Annotated in this window: 21 protein-coding genes; 16 read left to right on the plus strand and 5 right to left on the minus strand. The window is 59.5% G+C overall.

The features are described 5' to 3' along the window. Nucleotides 1–59 precede the first annotated feature (59 nt). Entirely contained in the window at nt 60–716 is a 657-nt protein-coding gene (locus tag ACP86_RS10950; protein WP_008177220.1) for a metallophosphatase domain-containing protein, read from the minus strand. Between the two features lie 70 nt (nt 717–786). Between ACP86_RS10950 and ACP86_RS22860 the strand changes: the two genes are divergently transcribed. From ACP86_RS22860 to ACP86_RS10975, 5 genes are all read left to right on the plus strand, one after another. Beyond that, nucleotides 787–1,653, plus strand: coding sequence for a hypothetical protein (locus ACP86_RS22860; RefSeq protein WP_039882166.1), 867 nt, complete (start codon nt 787–789; stop codon nt 1,651–1,653). Between the two features lie 69 nt (nt 1,654–1,722). Beyond that, on the plus strand, nt 1,723–3,123 hold the full coding sequence (locus ACP86_RS10960; protein ID WP_053113809.1) for an ethanolamine ammonia-lyase subunit EutB: 1,401 nt from the start codon (nt 1,723–1,725) through the stop codon (nt 3,121–3,123). Continuing rightward, on the plus strand, nt 3,120–3,950 hold the full coding sequence (eutC, locus tag ACP86_RS10965) for an ethanolamine ammonia-lyase subunit EutC (protein ID WP_053113810.1): 831 nt from the start codon (nt 3,120–3,122) through the stop codon (nt 3,948–3,950). The genes ACP86_RS10960 and eutC overlap by 4 nt, the downstream gene beginning before the upstream one ends. A 37-nt stretch (nt 3,951–3,987) precedes the next feature. Beyond that, entirely contained in the window at nt 3,988–4,743 is a 756-nt protein-coding gene (locus tag ACP86_RS10970) for a putative 4-mercaptohistidine N1-methyltransferase (RefSeq protein WP_014579194.1), read from the plus strand. 167 nt (nt 4,744–4,910) lie between these two features. Next, nucleotides 4,911–5,651 carry a ParA family protein gene (locus tag ACP86_RS10975; protein ID WP_053113811.1) on the plus strand — a complete coding sequence of 247 codons (741 nt, stop codon included), beginning with the start codon at nt 4,911–4,913 and terminating at the stop codon, nt 5,649–5,651. 18 nt (nt 5,652–5,669) lie between these two features. Here ACP86_RS10975 and ACP86_RS10980 read toward each other — a convergent pair whose 3' ends face one another. Beyond that, complete coding sequence (locus ACP86_RS10980; protein WP_053113814.1) at nt 5,670–6,446, minus strand: GntR family transcriptional regulator; 777 nt, start codon at nt 6,444–6,446, stop codon at nt 5,670–5,672. A gap of 217 nt (nt 6,447–6,663) precedes the next feature. Here ACP86_RS10980 and ACP86_RS10985 point away from each other — a divergent pair, with 217 nt between their 5' ends. The 4 genes from ACP86_RS10985 to ACP86_RS11000 are packed head-to-tail and all read left to right on the plus strand — an operon-like array spanning nt 6,664 to nt 12,432. Further along, complete coding sequence (locus ACP86_RS10985; RefSeq protein WP_053113816.1) at nt 6,664–7,503, plus strand: (Fe-S)-binding protein; 840 nt, start codon at nt 6,664–6,666, stop codon at nt 7,501–7,503. After that, nucleotides 7,500–8,951 carry a LutB/LldF family L-lactate oxidation iron-sulfur protein gene (locus ACP86_RS10990; RefSeq protein ID WP_014579197.1) on the plus strand — a complete coding sequence of 484 codons (1,452 nt, stop codon included), beginning with the start codon at nt 7,500–7,502 and terminating at the stop codon, nt 8,949–8,951. Before ACP86_RS10985 ends, ACP86_RS10990 begins: the two co-directional genes overlap by 4 nt. Beyond that, nucleotides 8,948–9,619 carry a LutC/YkgG family protein gene (locus ACP86_RS10995; RefSeq protein ID WP_053113818.1) on the plus strand — a complete coding sequence of 224 codons (672 nt, stop codon included), beginning with the start codon at nt 8,948–8,950 and terminating at the stop codon, nt 9,617–9,619. Before ACP86_RS10990 ends, ACP86_RS10995 begins: the two co-directional genes overlap by 4 nt. Next, nucleotides 9,616–12,432 carry an FAD-binding and (Fe-S)-binding domain-containing protein gene (locus ACP86_RS11000; protein ID WP_053113820.1) on the plus strand — a complete coding sequence of 939 codons (2,817 nt, stop codon included), beginning with the start codon at nt 9,616–9,618 and terminating at the stop codon, nt 12,430–12,432. Before ACP86_RS10995 ends, ACP86_RS11000 begins: the two co-directional genes overlap by 4 nt. Nucleotides 12,433–12,435: 3 nt before the next feature. Here ACP86_RS11000 and nfsA read toward each other — a convergent pair whose 3' ends face one another. Further along, nucleotides 12,436–13,173 carry an oxygen-insensitive NADPH nitroreductase gene (gene nfsA / locus ACP86_RS11005; RefSeq protein WP_053113821.1) on the minus strand — a complete coding sequence of 246 codons (738 nt, stop codon included), beginning with the start codon at nt 13,171–13,173 and terminating at the stop codon, nt 12,436–12,438. Between the two features lie 141 nt (nt 13,174–13,314). Here nfsA and ACP86_RS11010 point away from each other — a divergent pair, with 141 nt between their 5' ends. Further along, the gene (locus ACP86_RS11010; protein WP_053113824.1) at nt 13,315–14,505 is read left to right on the plus strand and encodes a sensor domain-containing diguanylate cyclase; all 1,191 of its coding nucleotides are present in this window, start codon (nt 13,315–13,317) and stop codon (nt 14,503–14,505) included. Here the strand turns inward: ACP86_RS11010 and ACP86_RS11015 are convergent. After that, a complete protein-coding gene (locus tag ACP86_RS11015) occupies nt 14,485–15,255 on the minus strand; it encodes an enoyl-CoA hydratase/isomerase family protein (RefSeq protein WP_053113826.1) in 771 nt (256 codons plus the stop codon). The two genes, ACP86_RS11010 and ACP86_RS11015, sit on opposite strands and share 21 nt — an antisense overlap. Before the next feature lie 237 nt (nt 15,256–15,492). Here ACP86_RS11015 and ACP86_RS11020 point away from each other — a divergent pair, with 237 nt between their 5' ends. From ACP86_RS11020 to ACP86_RS11045, 6 genes are all read left to right on the plus strand, one after another. Continuing rightward, the gene (locus ACP86_RS11020; RefSeq protein WP_053113828.1) at nt 15,493–16,308 is read left to right on the plus strand and encodes an ABC transporter ATP-binding protein; all 816 of its coding nucleotides are present in this window, start codon (nt 15,493–15,495) and stop codon (nt 16,306–16,308) included. Further along, nucleotides 16,308–17,186, plus strand: coding sequence for a branched-chain amino acid ABC transporter permease (locus ACP86_RS11025; protein WP_053113830.1), 879 nt, complete (start codon nt 16,308–16,310; stop codon nt 17,184–17,186). The genes ACP86_RS11020 and ACP86_RS11025 overlap by 1 nt, the downstream gene beginning before the upstream one ends. A gap of 1 nt (nt 17,187) precedes the next feature. Further along, on the plus strand, nt 17,188–18,231 hold the full coding sequence (locus ACP86_RS11030; protein ID WP_008177250.1) for a branched-chain amino acid ABC transporter permease: 1,044 nt from the start codon (nt 17,188–17,190) through the stop codon (nt 18,229–18,231). Nucleotides 18,232–18,302: 71 nt separating this feature from the next. After that, nucleotides 18,303–19,511: an ABC transporter substrate-binding protein gene (locus tag ACP86_RS11035; RefSeq protein ID WP_008177251.1), complete on the plus strand. Its 1,209-nt coding sequence runs from the start codon at nt 18,303–18,305 to the stop codon at nt 19,509–19,511. An 8-nt stretch (nt 19,512–19,519) separates the two neighbouring features. Continuing rightward, on the plus strand, nt 19,520–20,329 hold the full coding sequence (locus ACP86_RS11040; RefSeq protein WP_053113832.1) for an ABC transporter ATP-binding protein: 810 nt from the start codon (nt 19,520–19,522) through the stop codon (nt 20,327–20,329). Then, nucleotides 20,326–22,128: an AMP-dependent synthetase/ligase gene (locus ACP86_RS11045; protein WP_053113833.1), complete on the plus strand. Its 1,803-nt coding sequence runs from the start codon at nt 20,326–20,328 to the stop codon at nt 22,126–22,128. The genes ACP86_RS11040 and ACP86_RS11045 overlap by 4 nt, the downstream gene beginning before the upstream one ends. A 12-nt stretch (nt 22,129–22,140) precedes the next feature. On the opposite strand, the gene ACP86_RS11050 is transcribed toward ACP86_RS11045, so the two are convergent. Continuing rightward, nucleotides 22,141–22,461, minus strand: coding sequence for a hypothetical protein (locus ACP86_RS11050; protein ID WP_014579209.1), 321 nt, complete (start codon nt 22,459–22,461; stop codon nt 22,141–22,143). Between the last annotated feature and the right edge of the window lie 51 nt (nt 22,462–22,512).

A 22,512-nucleotide genomic window follows, 5' to 3' on the forward strand; every position in this document is an offset into this window, starting at 1 on the left:
CGAGAGATAGAAAACATGGTGTCTGCCGGCGCCTGTTTCAAGATAAGCCGCGAACGGTGCTACAGATCGATCACAATCGGCGGGTTCAGCGGTTTGAAACTGCCGTTACAGGTGCTGGCGTTTACGCACAGGCAATCGCCAATCTGTTCTTCGCCGTGGCCTTCGTGAATATGGCCAAAGATATGGAGTTTCAGGGACAGTCTGGCGATTCGCTCGGCCAGGGCCTCACAGCCAGGGCGCACGATGCCAGAGGGAGACTCGATTCGGTCGAGAATACCCGCGGGAGGCCCGTGGGTGATAAGGACATCGGTGTCTCCGGGGATGCGGGCCCAGCGCTCGGCAATGGCATCGCCCCGTTCCAGATTGAATGCCCAGTTGAAGAACACTGGCGTCCATGGGCTGCCCCAGAACTTCAGGCCGGCAAGCTCCAACGGGCTGTCCTGCAAATAATGAGCGTTACGCACCAGTTCCCGGGCCTCTGCCGGTTCGTCCTGGAAACACCAGTCGTGGTTTCCGGCAATCAGTATCTTGTTGGTATGGGGCAGCTCCGAGAACCACTGGTCCAGATCCTCGAGTTCGTCCAGTGTGCCAACCCCGAGGGAATCCCCGGCGTGAATCAGCAGGTCGCCGTCCGGAACCTGGATCTGGCGGTGCATGCTGTGGGTGTCGGAGATGCAGACAATTCTCATGGTGTTGGCGGTTCCGGTCAGTGACATTCGCGCATTTTTGTTTTGTCTAAGATAGCATTTACCGCCCGTTCAGCCTTCATGCTTTTCGAGTAATGCCATGCGATTGATACTCAGCCGAAAAGGATTTGATTCTTCTGCCGGTGGATGTCCCAGCCCGGTCCTGCCGGATGGCTCGCTGTGCGTTTTGCCTATTCCTGATACCCGGTCCCGAATCCGCTATGACGATGTGGTTTTCGACAAACGCAGGCTCGGCAAGATTGCCCGGGATCTCACCGGTGGCCGAATCCGGGGTAGTCACGGTGCCCACCTGGATCCGGATCTGATAGCGGGTGCCTACCCCCGTGGAGAAGGCTGGCGACCTCTGCTGGGTCAGACTGGCTCAGCCCAGGGACACCTTCGCAATCAGGGAGTTGAGCCGGGAGATCTGTTTCTGTTCTTCGGCGTTTTTCGCCACGCCGAAATGCATAACCGGCGCTGGCGGTTTGTACCCGGATCCCGTCCGTTCCATGCCCTTTGGGGTTGGCTCCATATTGACCAGGTTCATACTGTTGACGAACTGGGTCCGGATGCCCTGCCATGGGCCCGGTATCATCCGCACCTCCACGGCGAGCCGGATCCAGGCAATACGCTCTACACGTCCTCACTGTCGTTTCCATTGGCAGGCGGCGCAGAGGTTTGGTCCGGCAGTGGCGTGTTTCCGAAGCTTCGCGAGGACCTGGTCCTGACCGCCCCGCAGAGCCGCCTGCCCACGCGGTGGCGCCTGCCCGCCGGGTTTTATCCCGGCGATAAACGGCCTCCCCTGAGCTATCACACCAGGCCGGACAGGTGGTGCCTGGAACCGCCCTGGTGCTATCTGTCTTGTGCTGCCAGGGGGCAGGAATTCGTGCTCGATCTCGACGCTTATCCCGAGCTGACGGACTGGCTCACGGGATTGCTCAGAACAGGGTCGCCCACCGAAAACTAACCGTGCTATTGATCTGCCCGGGTGATATTCACCTAAGATAGTAGGAGTTTGAACCTCAGGGAGAGGGCAATGTATCGGTACAGTCTGGGAAACCGGCGATGGCAGTTTGCAACGCTGGCAGAGTTAATGGCGAAGGCAACGCCCGCGCGCTCAGGTGACCGGCTGGCCGGCGTCATCGCCCATACCGCCGAGGAAAGGGTGGTGGCCCAGATGGCTCTGGCCGAGTTGCCCCTGAAGACCTTTCTGACTGAAGCCCTCGTCCCCTACGAGCAGGATGAGGTTACCCGGTTGATTCTCGACGACCACGATGTCGGGGCCTTTGAGCCGGTTTCCCACCTGACCGTGGGCGACTTCCGGAACTGGTTGCTGAGCGATCTGGCCACGCCCGAGATGCTGGTGCGCATCCGCGCCGGGATAACTCCGGAGATGGCGGCGGCTGTGTGCAAGATCATGCGCAACCAGGACCTGATCCTGGTCGCGCAGAAATGCCGGGTGCAAACCGCTTTCCGAAGCACCGTCGGCCTGCCGGGGCGGATGTCGACGCGGCTCCAGCCCAATCATCCCACGGATGATATAACAGGCATTGCCGCCAGCATCCTGGACGGGTTGCTGTATGGCAGCGGCGATGCGGTGATCGGAATCAATCCTGCCACGGACAACGTGGCCCAGAGTGTCCGGCTGCTGCAGTTGATGGATGAGGTGATCCGCAAGTACGAGATTCCCACCCAGTCCTGCGTACTGACCCATGTAACCAATACCCTGGAAGCCATCGAGAATCGGGCTCCGGTGGATCTGGTGTTCCAGTCCATTGGCGGCACCGAAGCCACGAACAGGAGTTTCGGATTTGATCTGGCCACCCTTGCCGAGGCCCGGGACGCAGCGCTGTCTCTAAACCGCGGCACAGTGGGTAAGAACGTGATGTATTTCGAAACCGGCCAGGGCAGCTCGCTGTCGGCCGATGCCCATCACGGTGTCGATCAGCAGACCTGCGAGGCCAGGGCGTACGCCGTGGCCCGCAAATTCGAGCCGCTTCTGGTGAATACCGTGGTCGGGTTTATCGGGCCGGAATACCTGTATGACGGCAAGGAGATCACGCGGGCCGGCCTGGAGGACCATTTTTGTGGCAAGTTGCTGGGCCTGCCAATGGGGTGTGATATCTGCTACACCAATCATGCCGAGGCCGATCAGAACGACATGGACAACCTGCTGACTTTATTGGGCGTGGCCGGCTGTAACTTCATCATGGGTATACCCGGCTCCGACGACATCATGCTGAACTATCAGACCACCTCGTTTCACGATGCCCTTTACGTTCGCCGGGTGCTCGACAAACGGCCGGCGCCGGAATTCGAACAGTGGCTCACCCGCATGCAGATTTTCCAGGATGGCGCGGGCAAGGTGCCCGCAGACGGGTTACCAGAAGCCTTCCGGAAAAGCCTGGCCAGTTTGCCCGGAGGGGTCGGATCATGACTGGCCAAAAGCCCTCAGTAATCGCCAACCCCTGGCGCCGGCTCTCAGCCTGGACCGATGCACGGATTGGTCTTGGCCGGGCCGGTATCAGCCTGCCCACGCATGAGATGCTGGCGTTTCAGCTCGCCCATGCCCAGGCAAGGGATGCGGTCCATCTGCCACTGGATACCTCAGCGTTGATGAAGGACCTGGCCGAACTGACCGAGCGGAGAAAAGCGTTATTGCCCCATGAGCCGGTTCATCTGCAAAGTCAGGCCAGCGACCGGATAACCTACCTGCAACGCCCGGATCTCGGGCGCAGGCTCAGCCAGAAATCCTGTGAGGCGCTGGACCGCCAGGGCCACACCGGTGATTCACCGGTCGACCTGGCTCTCGTGGTCGCAGACGGCTTGTCCTCCTATGGCGTACAGGAAAACGCCGTGGGGTTTCTCGAGGCGCTGCTGGCGAATCTTGAGGCCGATGATCAGACCTGGGAACTGGCGCCCCTGATCGTTGTCTCTCAGGGACGGGTTGCGATTGGTGATGATGTCGGTAACCGGCTTAACGCCCGATGTGTTGTGGTGCTGATTGGTGAGCGCCCCGGCCTGAGTTCTCCAGACAGCCTCGGGCTTTACCTGACCTGGGCGCCGGAGCCCGGACTGACTGACGCCAGCCGAAACTGCATATCCAATATCCGCCCGGCTGGGTTGTCGTTCGAAGAGGCGAGCCGGCGGCTCGGGTATTTGCTCAGGGAGGCTCGCCGTCAGGAGGTTTCCGGCGTACCTCTCAAGGATCGCTCGGAAGAGACGGTTATTGATCAGGGTATTGGCAACTTCCTGTTACGCTAGATGAAGCCGTTGAACCATTCAGGGTAGGAGAATTCTCTTGCAGCAAGCCGAGTACTATGAAAACGACACCACACTCGCCCAATACCTGGAATTTCACTTTGGCGAGCGGTGGCACGGAGAGGCCAACTTCCCCAAGGCGCTGGCGGATGCTGCCATGCATGCGATGGATGGCAGGCCCCTGGATCGTGCGCTGGATATTGGTTGTGCCGTGGGCCGCACCAGCCTTGAGTTGGCCCGCCATTTCCGGCACGTGGACGGCATTGATTTTTCCAGGGCGTTCGTCAACAAATGCCAGGAAGTCGCTCGCGACAGAAGGGTGCGTTATGCGCGCCCGGAGGAGGGGGAGCTGGTAACCTTTCAGGACCAGTCTCTTGCGTCCCTCGGGCTGGAGGAGGCCGCTGAGCGCGTGTCTTTTCATCAGGGCGACGCCTGCGATCTGCCATCGCAGTTCACCGGGTATGATCTGGTACTCGCAGGCAACCTGATCGACCGGTTGTACCAGCCATCTCTGTTTCTGGAGACCATTCATGAGCGGATTAACGAACTCGGGCTTCTGGTGATTGCCTCACCCTATACCTGGCTGGAAGAGTACACGCCGAAGGAACACTGGGTGGGCGGGTTCAAGAAGAACGGAGAAGATTTCTCGACATTCGACGGCCTCAAGGAGATGTTGGCGCCCCATTTCCGGCTGTTGTTCGAACCCTGGAGCCTGCCGTTTGTCATCAGGGAAACGAGAAACAAGTTCCAGCACAGCTTCTCCGAGCTGACCGTCTGGGAGAAAGTAAGCCAGTAAGGATGCGGGAATTTTGAGGATGGCCTGAAGGCTGTCATCAAACTGTCACCGGGAAAGCATAGCCTGAAAACTCATCAGGACGACATGCATTGTGTTGTGCATCGTGTGAATGCTTTAACCGGGGACTTCCCCGGTTTTTTTATGCCTGGATTAAGGGATCTGACAGGATGAGGACCATTGCGTTTTACAGTCTGAAGGGCGGTGTTGGCAAAACCGCCGCCGCCGTGAATATCGCCTATCTGGCCAGCCAGGCCGGCTATCCCACACTGCTCTGGGATCTTGACCCCCAGGGCGCCTCCAGCTGGTATCTGGCCGGGGCCGACAAAATCAAAGGGCACAAGTTATCGCAGCTGCTCAAGGGCAAGACGCCCATCGCCGAATTCATTCACGAAAGTGACTATGAAAACCTGGATTTCATCCCGTCTCACACCAGTTTCCGCAACCTGGATGTAAAGCTGGATCAGGAGGATGGCAGCAACCTGATCAAACAGTGGCTGGCGCCGCTGTCTGAAGAAACCAGTCTCGTGGTACTGGATTGCCCGCCGTCGCTTTCCAGGCTTTCCGAGCAGGTGCTGAAGGCGGCAGACGAGGTGTTCGTGCCGGTGATTCCCACCTGGCTGTCTCTCAACAGCTGGAAGCAATTGCTGGAGTTTGCCAAGGATAAGAAGTTGAAGCCGGGTAAGCTGCACCCGTTCTATTCCATGGCCGACCGGCGCAAAGGGCTGCACCGGGAGCTGATCAACGCGCAGGATGAGATTTTACCCAAAGGCCTGAAAACCATCATTCCGAACGCCAGCGTGGTGGAAAAGATGGGTGAGGAGGGCAGGCCGGTGGAACTGCTGGCGCCCGGCTCGGTGGCCGCCGACGCCTACCGCCGGTTGTGGAAGGAGATCAATCGCCTGCTCTGAGGCCCTCACCGCATGGGCTCAGGATCGGGCGAGCTTGTCCCTCCGCAGGGAGCGCTCCAGTCGGCGGTGGCTCTCACTGCGTTCTGAGAGTACTTGCTGAACGTACTGGATGTGCTTGCCGGCCAGTTCCCGGGCTTCCTCGGCCCTGCCTTCAGTGATGGCTTCGTACAGCATCCGGTGCTGTTCCACCAGACCCTGCCGGGTCTCCGCCTCTCTTCGATACATGCCGCCGATGTTGGTAACCACGTTGCTTTTCAGCATGTTGAACAGGTTTCGAATGGTGTGCAGGAGAATCACGTTATGGCTCGCCTCGGCAATCGCCAGGTGGAACCGGGCATCGGCTGCCCCTTCGGCTTCCAGGTCCCGGTTCCTGTCGCTGCAATAGCAGGCTTGCAGTGCCTCGTAAGCGGTTTTCAGGTGAGCCCTGTCGACCTCTGTCGCTCGCAAGGCTGCGTAATAGGCGCAGTCCGCCTCCAGTGTGCGGCGAAATTCCAGCAGATCCCGTTGTGCGTCTGGCCGGTTTTCAAGCAGAGGAATCAGCGGATCGCTGAAACTGCCGCCGAGGGACTCAGTGACATAGTTTCCTCCGCCCTGGCGGCTGATCAGCAGGCCTTTGGCGGTCAGCCGCTGAATGGCCTCCCGCAGGGAAGGGCGGGACACGCCGAACTGCTCCGACAATACCCGTTCCGGGGGCAGCCGCTCGCCCGGTTGCAGGGTGCCTTCCAGAATCATCGTTTCCAGCTGTTCCACGATGGTGTCCGCGAGTCTGCGTGGGGCGATCTGTCCGACGTCCATAAGAACGAATTTCCTGTCCAAGAATTTATTGGTAATACCAATACCACAGGGCGCGATTCAGGCCAAGCCCCGGTGTATCTGCGATCGATAGACTGAAGTCTGCTGCGGAAAACTTTGACATCAGCAAGCGGTCTCGAATACCTTGGTTATTATTGTATGTCAATTGGTATTACCAATTGTCAGTTTGTCTGTCTGAGACTGTCTTGAGGCGCAATCAATGAGTCAGCTGTTTTACGATGCCGCTCCCAATGCCACCCGGGTATCGCCCGAGCGGGAAGCCGACCGGCATTACCCGGAGAAGCCGGAAGCGGTCACTCTGTTCGGTACCTGCGTGGTGGATCTGTTCTTTCCTGAGGCCGGGCTGGATGCCATTCGCCTGCTGGAGCGGGAAGGTGTTCGCGTGCATTTCCCCCAGGAGCAGAGCTGTTGCGGGCAGCCCGCCTGGACTTCCGGATATCGGGATGAGGCCAAGGCAGTGGCCCGCGCCCAGCTGGATATCCTCGATCGATCGGGTCTGCCGGTCGTGGTGCCGTCCGGCTCCTGTGCCGGGATGTTCCGGCACCATTACCCGGCGTTGTTTGCCGATGAGCCGGACACGCTCAAGCGGGTAGAAGCGCTCGCCGAGCGCACCTTCGAGCTGACCGAGTTCCTGCTGAAAGTCTGCCGGGTGCAGCTGGCGGACCGGGGCGCGCCCAGCAAGATTGCACTGCACACCTCCTGTTCGGCCCGCCGGGAAATGAACACCCACCTGCACGCCCGCGAGCTCTTGCAGCAGCTTGAAGGTGTCGAACGTATCGATCACGACCATGAAAGCGAATGCTGTGGGTTTGGCGGCACCTTCTCGGTGCGAATGCCGGAAGTTTCAGGGGCCATGGTTAAAGACAAGACCCGTTCGCTGATCGACTCCGGCGCGGTTGAAATGGTGACCGCCGACGGCGGCTGCCTGATGAACATCAACGGGTCGCTGGAGAAACAGAAAGAGAGCTTCCGGGGCCGGCACCTGGCCAGTTTCCTCTGGGAGCGCACCAACGGCGACAACGCAGGGGAGGTGGCATGAGTCAGCGTATTCCGGTTACCGAGCTGACCCCGGACTTCCGGGGCCGCGCCGAAGAGGCCCTTGCGGACGGTCAGCTGCGCAACAATTTCCGTGTGGCCATGGACTCGCTGATGACCAAGCGGGCCAACGCCTTTCCAGATGCCGACGAGCGTGAAGGCCTGAGGGAACTGGGTAACCGGATCAAGGCCGGTGCCCTTTCCCGTCTGCCGGATTTGCTGGAGCAGCTTGAACAGAAGCTGACGGAGAACGGCGTCAAGGTTCACTGGGCGGAGACCGTCGAGGAAGCCAACAGCCTGGTGCATGGCATCATCGAAGCCCGCAAGGGCAGCCAGGTGGTGAAAGGCAAGTCCATGGTCAGCGAAGAAATGGAGATGAACGACTACCTGGCGGAGCGGGGCGTCGAATGCCTGGAATCCGACATGGGGGAATACATTGTTCAGCTCGACAACGAAAAGCCCTCCCACATCATTATGCCAGCGATCCACAAGAACGCGCGGCAGGTGTCCAAGCTGTTCCACGACAAACTGGGCGAGCCGGAGACCGAAGACGTTAACCAACTGATCCAGATTGGTCGCCGGACCCTGCGTCGGAAATTCATGGAAGCGGATGTGGGTGTTTCCGGCGTGAACTTCGCCATCGCCGAAACCGGCACCCTGCTGCTGGTGGAAAACGAAGGCAATGGGCGCATGAGCACGACGGCGCCGCCCGTGCACATTGCGGTAACAGGCATTGAAAAAGTGGTTCCGAACCTGAGGGACGTGGTGCCCCTGGTGTCCCTGCTGACCCGCTCGGCCCTTGGCCAGCCCATTACCACCTACGTGAACCTGATTTCCGGCCCCCGCAAGCCCGACGAGCTGGATGGTCCGGAAGAGGTGCACCTGGTGCTGCTGGATAACGGCCGCACCGGCGCTTTTGCCGATGCCCAGATGCGCCAGACCCTGAACTGCATCCGCTGCGGCGCCTGCATGAATCACTGCCCGGTGTATACCCGGGTGGGCGGCCACACCTACGGTGAGGTCTACCCAGGCCCTATTGGCAAGATCATCACGCCGCACATGGCAGGACTGGACAAGGTGCCGGACCATCCCAGTGCTTCCTCTCTGTGCGGAGCCTGCGGCGAGGTCTGTCCGGTCAAGATTCCCATTCCTGAACTTCTGCAGCGCCTACGTCAGGAGAACGTGAAAAACCCGGAGCAACCGCAGCAGGTGAAAGGTGGCGGCGCCAAATATTCCCGGACGGAACGGTGGATCTGGCGTGGTTGGCAGATGCTGAATACCCGGCCGGCGCTGTATCGCAGTTTTCTCTGGGCCGCGACCCGCTTCCGGGCGCTGGCTCCGAAAAAGGCCGGCCCCTGGACCGAGAATCACAGTGCGCCGGTGCCCGCCCGCCGCTCCTTGCATGATCTGGCGGCCCGGCATCTTGACCAGAACGGAGGTCGGCCATCATGAGCGCCCGCGCGAACATCCTTGGCAAATTGAGAAACAGCCTCGCCGGCACGACGCCCCGCCCCGACGAGTTCGACGAGCGGCTGGTTACGGCCCCCTGGCGGTACGCGCCGGAAGACCGGATCGACCGGTTGCGTAGCCTGATGGAAGCGGTCCACACTGAAGTGCATCCGTGCCGGTCTGACAACTGGCCGGAATTGGTGGCCGAACTTCTGAACAAACGCAACCTCACCAACCTGTTGTGCGCCCCGTCGAGAGAACATGGCCGGGCGCTGCAGGCATACTTCGAGGCCACGGAGCAGAAGGTCGAGTTATTGGCCTACGATCAGCCGGTGGAAGACTGGAAAGAAGAGCTGTTCTGGAATGTGGAGGCCAGCCTGACCGGCACCCTTGGCGGTATTGCCGCCACCGGCACGCTCGTGCTCTGGCCGGACCGCAATGAACCGCGGCTGATGAGCCTGGTGCCGCCGGTACATATTGCCCTGCTCAAGGCCAGCGAGATTCACGACAATCTGTATGACATGATGGTGGCTCAGGACTGGGCGGCCGGGCTGCCAACAAATGTTCTGCTGGTGTCTGGCCCGTCCAAGACCGCGGACATCGAACAGGTGCTGGCCTATGGCGCCCACGGCCCCCGTGAGCTCATTGTGCTGGTTCTGGAGGATGCATGACTTTTACCCCGGAAGTGTTGGCCGATATCCGGCAACGGATTCCCGAAAACCGGGTCTTTAACGATCCGGTGTCCACCCTTGCGTTCGGAACCGACGCCAGTTTCTACCGCCTGATCCCAAAGGTGGTGGTGCGGGTTCAGGATGAAGCAGAGGTTGTCGATCTCCTGGCCATCGCCCGCCGCCACAAGGTCCCGGTGACCTTCCGGGCCGCCGGTACCAGCCTTTCCGGACAGGCGATCAGTGATTCGATCCTGATTGTTCTGGGCGATCATTGGAACGGCCACGACATCCGGGAAGAAGGCCGCCAGATTCGTCTGCAACCGGGTGTGATCGGCGCTCAGGCGAATGCCTGGTTGGCACCCAAGGGCTTCAAGATCGGACCGGATCCTGCGTCCATCAACGCCTGCAAGATTGGCGGCATTGTTGCGAACAATGCCAGCGGTATGTGCTGTGGTACGGCCCAGAACAGCTACCATACGCTGGCCGGAATGCGGCTGGTGCTGGCCGACGGGGCAGTGCTGGATACCGAGGATCCGGCAAGCGTTTCGGCGTTTCGCGACAGCCACGGTGATCTGTTGGCGGCCCTGAAAAAGCTGGCCATCAATACCCGGGAGAATCCCGACCTGGCGGAGCGTATTCGACATAAATACCGCCTGAAAAACACCACCGGCCTGTCCCTGAACGCCCTGGTGGATTTTACCTGTCCACTCGACATCCTGACGCACCTGATGGTGGGCTCCGAAGGCACGCTGGGTTTCGTCAGCGCGGTAACCTACAACACCGTTCCCGAATACCCTGACAAAGCCACGGCCCTGTTGGTGTTCCGGGATGCGGAGAGCTGCTGCCGGGCAGCGTCGGCACTGCGCTCTCAGCCTGTGGCGGCGGTGGAACTGCTGGATCGACGCAGCCTTCGTTCGGTGCAGGACAAGCCGGGCCTGCCGGACTGGATTCATGATCTGTCGGAAAGCGCCTGCGCGTTGCTGGTGGAGACCCGGGCGTCGTCTTCGCAGGTTCTGGATGAGCAGCTGACCCGGATCAGGGCGTGCCTCGCTGAATTCCCGCTGGAGCAGCGGGTGGATTTCACCCGCGACGCCAAAGTGTCTGATCAGCTGTGGGCCATTCGTAAGGGTACCTTCCCTGCCGTGGGGGCAGTCAGACCGAACGGCACCACCGTGATCATCGAGGATGTGACCTTCCCGATTGATCAGCTATCCGAGGGGGTCACCCGCCTCCAGTCGCTGTTCGTCAAGCATGGTTGTGACGATGCGATCATCTTTGGCCACGCCCTGGAGGGCAACCTGCACTTTGTGTTCCCCCAGGGCTTCGACGACCCTGCGGAAGTCGCTCGCTACGAAGCTTTCATGCAGGATGTGGCACAACTCGTTGCCGTGGAATTCGGCGGTTCTCTGAAAGCGGAACATGGCACCGGTCGTAACATGGCGCCCTTCGTGGAACTGGAATGGGGGCATGATGCCTGGCAGTTGATGTGGCAGATCAAGCGGCTGCTGGACCCTGAGAACCTGCTTAATCCGGACGTGGTGCTCTCGGAAGATCCGCAGATCCACCTCAAGAATCTGAAGCCTCTTCCGGAGGCGGATCCGCTGGTGGACAAGTGCATCGAATGTGGCTTCTGTGAGCCGGTGTGTCCGTCTGAAGGGCTGACTCTGTCGCCCCGTCAGCGCATCGTGATCTGGCGGGACATCCAGGCTCGCCGCCGTGCCGGTGAAGACACGGCTGAACTGGAGAAGGCCTACCAGTATCACGGTCTGGATACCTGTGCCGCGACCGGTCTCTGCGCTCAGCGCTGCCCGGTGGGTATCAATACCGGCGATCTGGTGCGCAAGCTGCGCAGTGAAAAGGCCACCGGTCAATCCGTGGCCAATCAGTTGGCAAAGCATTTTGCCGGCGCCTTGACAGCCACCCGTTTTGTGCTGGCCAGCGCATCAATGGCCGAAAGACTGCTGGGTGCGCCACTGCTGACCCGACTCAGTGGCGGCGTTCGCAAGGTGTCTGGTGGTCGGGTCGCCCAGTGGGATCCGAGTCTGCCCCAGCCGGTGCGGTTTGTTTCACCGAACGCGCCGGAACCGTCCGATGGCCGGCCCCGGGTGGTGTATCTGGCGGCCTGTGTGTCCCGGACCATGGGCCCGGCGCGGGGCGATAAGGCGCAGGAACCGCTGATCGAAGTGACCCGGCGGCTGCTGGAGAAGGGCGGTTACCAGGTGGTGTATCCGGAGGCCCTGGACAGCTTGTGTTGTGGCCAGCCATTTGCCTCCAAGGGCTATCCGGACCAGGCGGCGACCAAGAAAGATGAGCTGATTTCGGCGCTGTTGCGGGCCAGCCGGAATGGTGTTGATCCGATCTACTGCGACACCAGCCCCTGCTCACTGCAGATCCGCGAAGCCGCCGAAGAAGCCGGCCTGACGCTGTTTGATCCTGTCCGGTTCATTCGGGATCATCTTTACGAGCGTCTGGACTTCGAGCCGGAGCAGACCCCGCTGGCGGTGCACGTCACCTGCAGCACCCAGCACCTTGGGGAGTCGCAGGGACTGATCGATATCGCCCGGCGGTGCAGCACCCAGGTGGTGGTGCCCGAGGGTATCCACTGCTGTGGCTTTGCCGGCGACAAGGGCTTCAATGTGCCCGAGCTGAATGCTCATTCTCTTAAGACACTGGCAGAGCAGACGGCCGGCTGCGAGGAAGGAATATCCACCAGCCGAACCTGCGAAATCGGGCTCAGCCGGCACAGCGGTATCGACTATCACGGCCTCGTGTATCTGGTTGACCGGGTCACGAGGCCGCGAGCAACTGCCTAGCGGTTATTTCATCTCGAAGCCGCATTTGCGCAGGAAGTCGCGCATGTGCGGTCGCAGTTTTGAGGTGAACAGCGGCTTGAGCTGCTCGGACCAGGTAGTGTCCTTGTTGCCACCGGTGCGTTCCCGATAGTACTCGTTCATGGTGCGATCGAACCCGGCGACCAGCTCCTCGTCCCGTGCATCGGAATAGTAATCTTCCCTGAGAATCGCCTCCACCGGCAGACGTGGCTTCACCTCCGGGTTCTGGTCCGGGTAGCCCAGGCACATACCGAACACCGGATAGACATGTTCGGGAAGCCGGAGAATTTCGCTAATGTCCGCGGGGTTGTTGCGTATGCCCCCGATATAGCACAGACCCAGCCCCTCTGATTCCGCGGCGATGGCCACGTTCTGGGCCATCAGGCTGGTGTCGATGGTGGCAACCAGAAGCTGCTCAGTCATCCCCCGCACCACGTCTGCCCCGGCCCGTCCGGCGGCATCGGTAGAGCGCCGCATGTCGGCACAGAACACCAGAAAGTCCGAGCAGTCGGCGATGTAGTCCTGTCCGCCCGCGAGTTCGGCGATTTTCCGGCGGTTATCCGGATCAATCACGTGAATGATTGAATACGCCTGCACATGGTTCGAGGTGGCGGCGCACTGGCCGGCGCGGATCAGCTCCCGGAGCAGATCCTCGGGAATTTTCTTGCCGGTAAATTTGCGTATCGAACGATGGGATTTCAGAAGGTCTATGGTCGGATTCATGGGGTCTCGCAGTGAGTGCATGGATGTCGAGTCAATCTGTGACAATTATCATACCAAACGCTACACGACACGTGCGCAGGCCTGGGCGGGAAGCTGATACCCTGACGTATCCCGTTGTATAGCCTGGAACGCTGTGTCTTTATGGATCTGAACATGCACCTGCCAACGCTGCTGGTCACTTCGATCATGATTAACCTCCTGATCGGCGGCATGCTCTGGGCAATCTACCATCTTCGCCACCGTGAACGTTGTTTCCTGCTCTGGGCACTGGCCTGTCTCACTTTTGTGGCGGGCACGGCGTTAGCGGTAGTTAATGAGATAACCGAAGCGCCCGCGCTCATGCAGTTTACGGTTCATCTGGCGCTTGGCGGGTCTCCCTTGTTGCTCCTCGCAGGGATACATGCCCTGATGCAGTTGCCCATGGCAGGCACCCGAGGTTCCTCCCGTTTTTTGTACGGAGCGTCTCTACTCTATCTGTTCGGTTTGGTTGTGAGCACAGGATGGGATCCGGTGGCTGCCAGATTCCTCACGGCACTGTTCTCGGCACTGGCCTTTAGCCTGGCGATCTATCGTCTGGCTTCCATTGAACGCAAACCGCGGCTGCCGCTGCGGATCCTGCAAACGCTGTTCGGCATCCACGGTACCCTCATGATGGCCCAGGTACTGGTGATTGCGGTCTCCGTGACAGGAAGTGCCCCGCTGGATCTGCACGGGCTGCTGAAACTGATTCTGGTGAACCACCTGTTGCTGGTGAGCGCGACGGCCATGGCGCTTCCGTTGCTGGCATTTACCCGTGCCGAACAGGCCCTGGTCGCGCTGGCAGAGCGAGACGGCCTTACTCAACTGTTCAATCGACGGGCCTTTTACCGGGAGGGTAATCTGGCGTTTGAAAAGGCGCGGGAAGACCGCTCACTGATCACCGTTCTCATGATCGACCTCGATCACTTCAAGCAGATCAACGACCGCTGGGGGCACGCCACTGGCGACGAGGTACTGAGAATTGTGGCGAACCTGATGAAAGCGGAACTCCGGGATGATGACATCATTGGCCGTGTTGGCGGGGAAGAATTTGCGGCCGTGCTTCGTAATAACAACCGCGAGGCGATTGAAGCTGTAACCGGGCGGCTGTTACAGCGCATTGTTGAGGCCGGTCGCGAGGTTGACGGTGTTCCGGTTCATCTGTCGGCAAGCATCGGAGGCGCCTCTCTTGCTCTCGAACATGCTGCCTTCTCAGACGTGATGGCTTCCGCGGACAGGGCGCTTTATCAGGCCAAGCACAATGGCCGCAACCGGGCCGAATTCGTAACGGCGTCAGCAGCCGCGAAACCCTGACGGCCGTTTGGCCAGAAATGCCGACACGCCCTCGGCAAAATCCTCGGTTCGGGTCATTTCAAGGAAGGCCGCGCGCTCTGCCTCCAGGTGGGCGGCCAACCGGTCACCGTTGGCACGATCGATCAGTTGGCGAAAGGCACCGAAGGCCCGAGTCGGTCCCTTGGCGACTTTTTCGATCATCCGGTTCACCCGGCTCTCGAATTCGCTGGCCGGGACGACCTCGTTGACCATTCCCCAGTCTTTTGCTTCGCCGGCATTCAAGGTGCGTCCCAGCAACATCAGCTCCGCCGCCCGACCAGCGCCCAACTTGTGGGCCAGGGCCCAGCTGCCGCCGCAATCCGGAACCGCGCCAATACCGTTGTACGCGACCAGAAATTTCGCGTCTTCCTCGGCGATCACCAGATCGGCCATCAGCGTGAGACTGAGCCCTGCGCCGGCGGCGACGCCCCTGACCGCAGCGATAACCGGTGCGTCCATGCTGCGAAGTAGCAGGATGGCGGGATTGACGGCATCCAGGATCGCGCCTATCGCTTTGCCTGCCTGCTCTGACGTTCCGGCCATGAAGGCTCGCCCTGCGCCTGCCAGGACAATGCACCGAACGCCGGAAAGGCTATTAATATGCTCGACTGCCGCAAGAAAGGCCTCTGCGAGGGGCACATTAATGGCGTTCAGGGCCTCGGGGCGATTAAAGGTCAACCTGGCTACCCCTGTTCCGGCATCAAAAGCGGTGGTTACCAGCGTGTCTGTCATGATGAATCGCCCTCCCTGTTCGGCAGGTCTGAAGATCAGAAACCTGCGTAATGATGAGGTATCAGGATAGAGCGGTTTGCCTAATGTTGCCTGAATGGACTACTTTAAATCTGGATCGGGGCTAACCCCGACGACAAGAAAAAACAAAAATTACAATCATCTTCGGGCGTGAGATGGGTATCGACAAGGCGTGTTCACGTGCCTGAGTACCCGGCGCCAGGGGTGCCGGGAGGTATAGTGAGCATCCTTGAGATCAGTAACCTGTCTCTGTCGTTTGGTGGTGTGAAGGCGCTGCAGGACGTGAGTTTCCGGGTGCCTGAAAACACGGTAACAACCATTATCGGCCCGAACGGCGCCGGAAAAACATCGCTGTTCAACTGCATCTCCGGCTTCTACAAACCCCAGCAGGGCACCATCCGCTATCAAGGGCAGCCGCTGCCGGGCAGTATCAAGCCGCCGAAACGGGCAGCATTGGGCCTTGCCCGAACCTTCCAGAACATTGCCCTGTTCCGGGGTATGACCGTCCTGGACAATATCAAGCTGGGCGCCCACGTGCACATGAAGAGCGGACTGCTCAGTGCGCTGGCCTATTTTGGCCCGGCCCGGCGTGAGGAAATGGCCGTCCGTAAGGATGTGGAAGAGCGCATCATTGATTTCCTCGAGATAGACCACATCCGTCGCCAGCCGGTTGCGAGCCTTTCCTACGGCCTTCAGAAGCGGGTCGAGCTTGCCCGGGCACTGGCCATGCAGCCGAAAGTATTGATGCTGGATGAGCCGGTGGCGGGTATGAACCGGGAGGAAAAGGAAGACATGGCCCGCTTTATTCTCGATATTCGGGAAGAGTGGGGGGTTACCGTGCTGATGGTGGAGCACGACATGGGCATGGTCATGGATATTTCCGACCACATCGCGGTGCTCAACTTTGGTCAGGTCATCACCGAAGGCCTGCCTGCGTACGTTCAGAACAACCCCGAGGTTATCAAGGCTTACCTGGGCAACAGTGATATCGAGAGCCTTCGCAAAAAGCTCAATGCCGAGGGGGAGGCCGCCTGATGGATTGGTTGTTCTTCGGCGAAATCAGCCTGGCAGGCCTTGCCATGGGTGGCCTTTACGCCCTCATCGCCCTGGGCTTTGTGATCATCTATAAAGCGACGAGGGTGATCAATTTCGCCATCGGCGAGATCATGATGTTCGCGGCCTACCTGTTCCTGGCGTTTGCCGGTGGCATGGAAATGTCGCCCTGGATTGCCCTCCCGCTGGCTGTCATCGGCGGCAGTATTCTCGGTGGCGTCATTGAAAAGACCATGATTCGTCCGATGCTGGGCGAGTCTCCGATTTCAGTGGTGATGGTGACCATAGGAATTGCGAGCATCCTGGTGGGGTTGGTGGAGTTCATCTGGACGGCAGATCCGCAGTTGCTACCCAATTTCCTGCCTCGCGAGCCGGTGTTTATTGGCGAGTTGTATCTGGCCCCGAAAATTGCCTACGGCTTTCTCATTGCTTCCGCCCTGCTGATCGTCTACCTGCTGTACTTCCGGTTTTCCCGGGGTGGGGTGGCCCTGCGAGCCACTGCCTCGGATCAGGCGGCAGCCTATTCCATGGGCATCAATGTGCGCCGGGTGTTCAACATGGCGTGGGTGTTTGGCTCTCTTGCGGCATCCCTGGCAGGTGTGCTGGTGGCGGCCACCGGGGGCCTTAGCCCGCAGTTCGGGATCATTGGCCTGAGTGTTCTTGTGGTGGTGATCGTAGGCGGCCTGGACAGTATTCTCGGCGCTCTGGTGGCCGGCGTGTTCATCGGCTGGCTGGAGACGGTAGCTGGCGCCTATCTGGGCGGTGAATACCGGATGCCGGCAACCTTCCTGGTGCTGGCGATCATCCTGGTGATCCGCCCCTACGGCCTGTTCGGCACCCACGAAATAGAGCGAGTTTAAGATGCGCATCGGTGACGCAAAACAGAGCTACGAGGCCGATGAGGCAATCTGGACAAGCCAGACCCAGAAATTGTGGCTGGGGTTCTTCCTGTTGATCTTGCTGGTATTCCCTTTTGTGGTGGACTCCTATCTTCTCTACCTGGGGTGCCTGGTCGGCATAGCGGTGATCAGTACTACCGGCCTTAACATCCTGACCGGTTTCACCGGACTGATTTCCCTGGGGCAGGCCGGGTTTATGGGTGTGGGCGCCTACACCGTTGCCTGGCTGTCGATTAACACCGCATTGCCTTTCCCGGTGACCCTGGTACTGGCCGGCCTCATGGCAGCCGCCGTCGGGATCCTCGTAGGCCTGCCCTCGCTTCGCGTCAAAGGTCTGTATCTGGCCATCGCGACTCTGGCGGCCAGCGTGTTCCTGCATTTCATCTTCGCAGAGTGGGAATCGGTAACCGGCGGGATGGGTGGCTTGAGCCTGGAACCGGCGCACCTGTTCGGCCTCACCTTCCAGAGCGATTTCATGATGTATTTCATCATTGTGCCGCTGGCGGTGCTGATGGTAGCGGGTGCCAGGAATGTATTCCGGACAAGAATTGGCCGGGCCTTTATCGCCATTCGCGACCGGGATATCTCCGCGGAGATCCTGGGCATTAATTTGTTGCGCTACAAGCTGATGTCCTTTGCGCTCAGCTCGTTCTATGCCGGGATCGCCGGCGGCCTGTTCGCCTATTTCTATCGGGTGGTCACGCCAGAGAGCTTTCCGCTTTCCATGTCCATTTTCTATCTGGCGGCCGTGATCGTCGGCGGTATGGGGAACCTGCTGGGTGGCATTCTTGGCGCCGCCTTTATGACCCTGGTGCCGGAAGCCCTGAAGCTGCTGACCGCCGCGCTGACGCCTTTCTATCCGAATGCGCCGGTGTTCATGTCGCCGATGCTGGAAATCATCTTTGGCGCCCTGATCGTGGGCTTTCTGATCTTCGAGCCCCACGGCCTGGCGGAGATCTGGCACCGGATCCGTCGCTTCTTCCGCCTGTGGCCGTTCAGAAATTAATCGTGTTTCAACGGGTTCGCTACCTGGGACCCATGCACCACCAACAACAAGAAGCAGCAAGGAGAAGAAACATGTTCAGAAACATCCTCGAAAAAGGTCGCCGGCTTGCCGGGCTTGGTAGCCTGGTCGCTGCACTGACAGTTGCTGCCCCGGCGATGGCTCAGGATAAAGAGCCCATCGTGTTCGGTGGCTCCATACCGCTTTCCGGTGTCTTTGCCTTTGCCGGTATTCATCTCCATGCCGGTCTCACCGACTATACCGATTGGATCAACAGCCAGGGCGGCATCAATGGTCATCCCGTGGAATACGTCATGGAAGACACTGCCTATGAGGTGGACCGTTCGGTCGCGGCCTTCAAGAAGATCTCCGGCAGCAGCTCGCCGGCCACCTATTACGGCGACAGCACCGGTTTCATGAAGGCCATCGCCTCGGAGCTCAACAGCCAGGGCAACACGCTTATGAGCGGCGCGTCCTTCGCTACCGTGCTGACCGACAACGAAACCTATCCGTATCAGTTCATTCCGGGGCCGAACTACAGCCAGATGTTCGGCATCATCCTCGAGTACATCGCATCCCAGGGTGAAGGCGGCGATATGCCGAACGTGGCGTTTGTCTATAGCGATACCGAATTTGGTAAGGACCCGATCGAGAATGGCAAGGCCCGCGCTGCCGAGTTGGGCATTGAAGTGGTGGAAGAAATTGTCACCAAGCCCGGCAGTGTCGACGTCTCTGCCGAGGTGCTGAAACTGCGTCGGGTGCGCCCCGATTACGTGGTCTTCCACGGTTATGTGCTGTCACCGATCAACGAATTCATGGTGCAGATGCGCCAGATGGGCCTGGATACCCAATTCATGGGTACCTTCTGGTCTTCGGACAAGCTGATTATCGACAAGATGGGTGCAGATGCTGATGGTTACATGGGCGTGATGCCCTATAACTACTACGACAGTGAGGAAAGTGGCCCGATGCTGGATGCCCTGAGGGCCCAGGCCGAGAAGAGTGATCCGGAGGCCGGCTACCGTCCCACCGGGTATATCCAGGGCTGGTTCAACGCCATGGTCTGGACCGAAGTGATCAAGCGCACCCTGGATGCCGGCAAAGAGCTGAACGCGGACAACATGGCAGAGGCCCTGGCCTCCATCGAGGACTGGGACACCGGCGGTATCATCGGGATTCCGGTGACCGTGCGGGACATGTCTTTCCCGGTAGGCCGTATCTGGCGGGTGAACGCTGACGAGGGCCGCTATGAGCCCGTGTCGGACTGGATCCACCTCGACTGAGGGGCTGTATGGAAGCCTTACTGGAAATCGATAATATCGAGGTAGTCTACAACAAGTCAGTGCAGGTCCTTCGGGGCCTGTCACTGCGGGTTCCGAAGGGGGCCATTGTAGCGCTCCTCGGCTCCAATGGTGCTGGTAAATCCACCACCCTCAAAAGCGTCTCAGGGCTGCTGACCCTGGAAGACGGAGAGGTCACTGCCGGCGAAGTACGCTTCAGGAGTAAGGATGTAAAAGGTGTTCCGCCGGAGCGGCTTGTGCGCGACGGACTCTTTCATGTCATGGAAGGCCGACGAGTGTTCGAGGACCTCACGGTTGAGGAGAACCTGATTGCCGCCACCTACGCGCTCAGTGGCAGTAAGCCGTCCCTGAGTGACAGCTATGAGCTGGTTTATAACTATTTCCCGAGACTGAAGGAGCGCCGCAAGCAGTTGGCCGGTTACCTCTCCGGCGGCGAGCAGCAGATGTTGGCCCTGGGTCGGGCGCTGATTGCACAGCCGGACCTGATCATGCTGGATGAGCCGTCCCTTGGCCTGGCGCCGCTGCTGGTGGAAGAGATCTTTACCATCGTGGCCAGAATCAACCGGGAGCAGGGGACTGCCATTCTTCTGGTGGAACAGAATGCCGCGGTGTCACTGGCGATTGCGTCCTACGGTTACATCATGGAAAACGGCAAGATCGTGATCGATGGCCCGGCAGAAAAACTCACTGCGAATGAAGATGTTCAGGAATTCTATCTGGGTGTGGGTGGCAAGGAAGGTGAGGCCCGCAGTTATCGAGACATCAAGCACTACAAACGCCGTAAACGGTGGCTGTCATGACAATGCCTTCCATCCCTGACCTCACGCTGACACAGATGCTCCGGGCACACGCCCGGGAGCGGCCGGACGCCCTGGCCCTTCGCCAGAAGGACTTCGGTATCTGGCAGGCCTATTCCTGGCAGGATTATTACCGGCGGGCCCGGCACTTCGGGCTAGGGCTGCGTGCCATGGGGCTCGAACCGGGTGGCCACGTGGCCATTATCTCGGAAAACCGGGTGGAGTGGGTCATCGGCCAGATGGGCATCGGCCTGGTGCAGGGCATCTGTGTCGGGGTCTATCCCACCAGCCCCTGGAACGAAGTGGCTTATGTTCTGGAGCACAGCGACGCGGAATTTGTGATCTGCGAAGATCAGGAACAGACCGACAAGGTGCTGGAGGCCTGGCCAGATTTGCCCAAGCTGAAACACTGCATTGCCATCGATATGAAGGGCCTGCGCTATTACCCGGAGCCGCCGTCGGCATTCGAGGATATCGAGGCGAGGGGCCGGGAATTCGAAACGCAGCATCCCAACCTGGTGGATGAATTGCTGGACAGCCAGCAAATGGATGACACCGCCCTGATGATCTATACCTCCGGGTCCACCGGCCGACCCAAGGGGGCAATGATCAGCTGGCACAACCTTCATGCCGCGGCGCCGGGGCTTATTGAGCTGTTGCAGGCGGACGAACACGGCTCGAGCCTTTCCTATCTGCCGCTTTGCCACGTTGCAGAGCAGGCCTTTACCAATATTGCGCCGGTGTATGTGGGCAGTACAGTCAGCTTTGGTGAGAGCCTGCGGACCATTCAGGAAGATTTGCGGGAAATTGCACCGACCTTTTTCCTGGGGGTACCGAGGATCTGGGAGAAGCTGCATTCTTCCATTTACATCAAGATCCAGGAGACCGGGCGGTTCCGGCAAGCCCTGTTTAACTGGGCCATCCGTGCCTGTTCACCCATGGCCATGAAACCCAGGCCGCAGTGGAGTCTGAAAGAGCGTTTCCTGTACAGCGTGAGCTATTGGCTGGTGCTCCGCGCGCTGCAGAACTTTATCGGCCTGCGCCGATGCACCATAGCGCTTACCGGGGCGGCCCCCATATCCACGGGTATTCTCGAATTCTTCCGCACCATTGGCATTCCCCTGGTGGAAGTCTATGGCCAGACGGAAAGCACCGGTGTTGCCACGGCCCAGCCGCTTGATGACGTGCATCTGGGAACGGTGGGGGAAGCTGTTTCCGGTGTCGATGTAAAGCTTGGGGAGCACAACGAGATCATCATGCGCGGTGGCAGCATGTTCAAAGGCTACTACAAGAACGACGAGGCTACCGCCTCAACCCTGAAAGACGGCTGGCTGCATACCGGGGACGTGGGCGAGTGGCGGGATGGCCAGCTCAAGATCGTCGACCGCCTGAAAGACATCATGATCACGGCTGGCGGCAAGAACCTGTCACCGACGGAAATCGAGAACACCATCAAGGCCAGTCCCTATATCAAGGAGTGCATTGTGATAGGGGAGGCCAGAAAATATGTGTCCGCGCTGATCCAGATTGATTTCGACACGGTGGCCAAATGGGCGGAGCAGGAGCGAATTGCCTACACCACGTTCCGGAGCCTGACCGAGCAGGAGCGGGTGAACGAACTGATCCAGAACGAGGTGAACCGGGGTAATGAACAGTTGCCGCAGGTAGCGCAGATCAAGCGCTTCCACCTGCTGACCAAGGAACTGGACCACGACGACGATGAAGTGACGGCCACCATGAAGGTGCGCCGGAGCAACATCTACGAGAAATACACCGACGTGATCGAATCGCTGTACGCTTGAGATTGAGGCGGCCTAGAAACGGGCGCCCTCTTCCACCCGGATTCGTTCCATGTACTGGGTCAGGGCGGCGTTAATGAGTGCCAGAACCAGGAACAGCAGGATACCCTTGGGCACCAGGGCGTGAATTTCCGGGTTGGGCGCGGTGCTGGCGGTTACCAGGATCAGGCCCAGAATGTTGCGGGCCAGGCGCATGGTGAGCATGGCGCACAAATACCCGGACTGGAAAGCCGATTCTGCCCCCCTGAGCAGACGGCCGAAGGCCGGCATCAGGTGCACGGTGTTAAACAACAGGACAGAAAAAATAACTAATTGAAGAACACTGTAAATGGTCATGACCAGAGACTACCCAACGACAACAGTACTGGTTGAAAACCTTCGAAATTA

This window comes from Marinobacter sp. CP1 (assembly GCF_001266795.1).
GTDB lineage: Bacteria > Pseudomonadota > Gammaproteobacteria > Pseudomonadales > Oleiphilaceae > Marinobacter > Marinobacter flavimaris.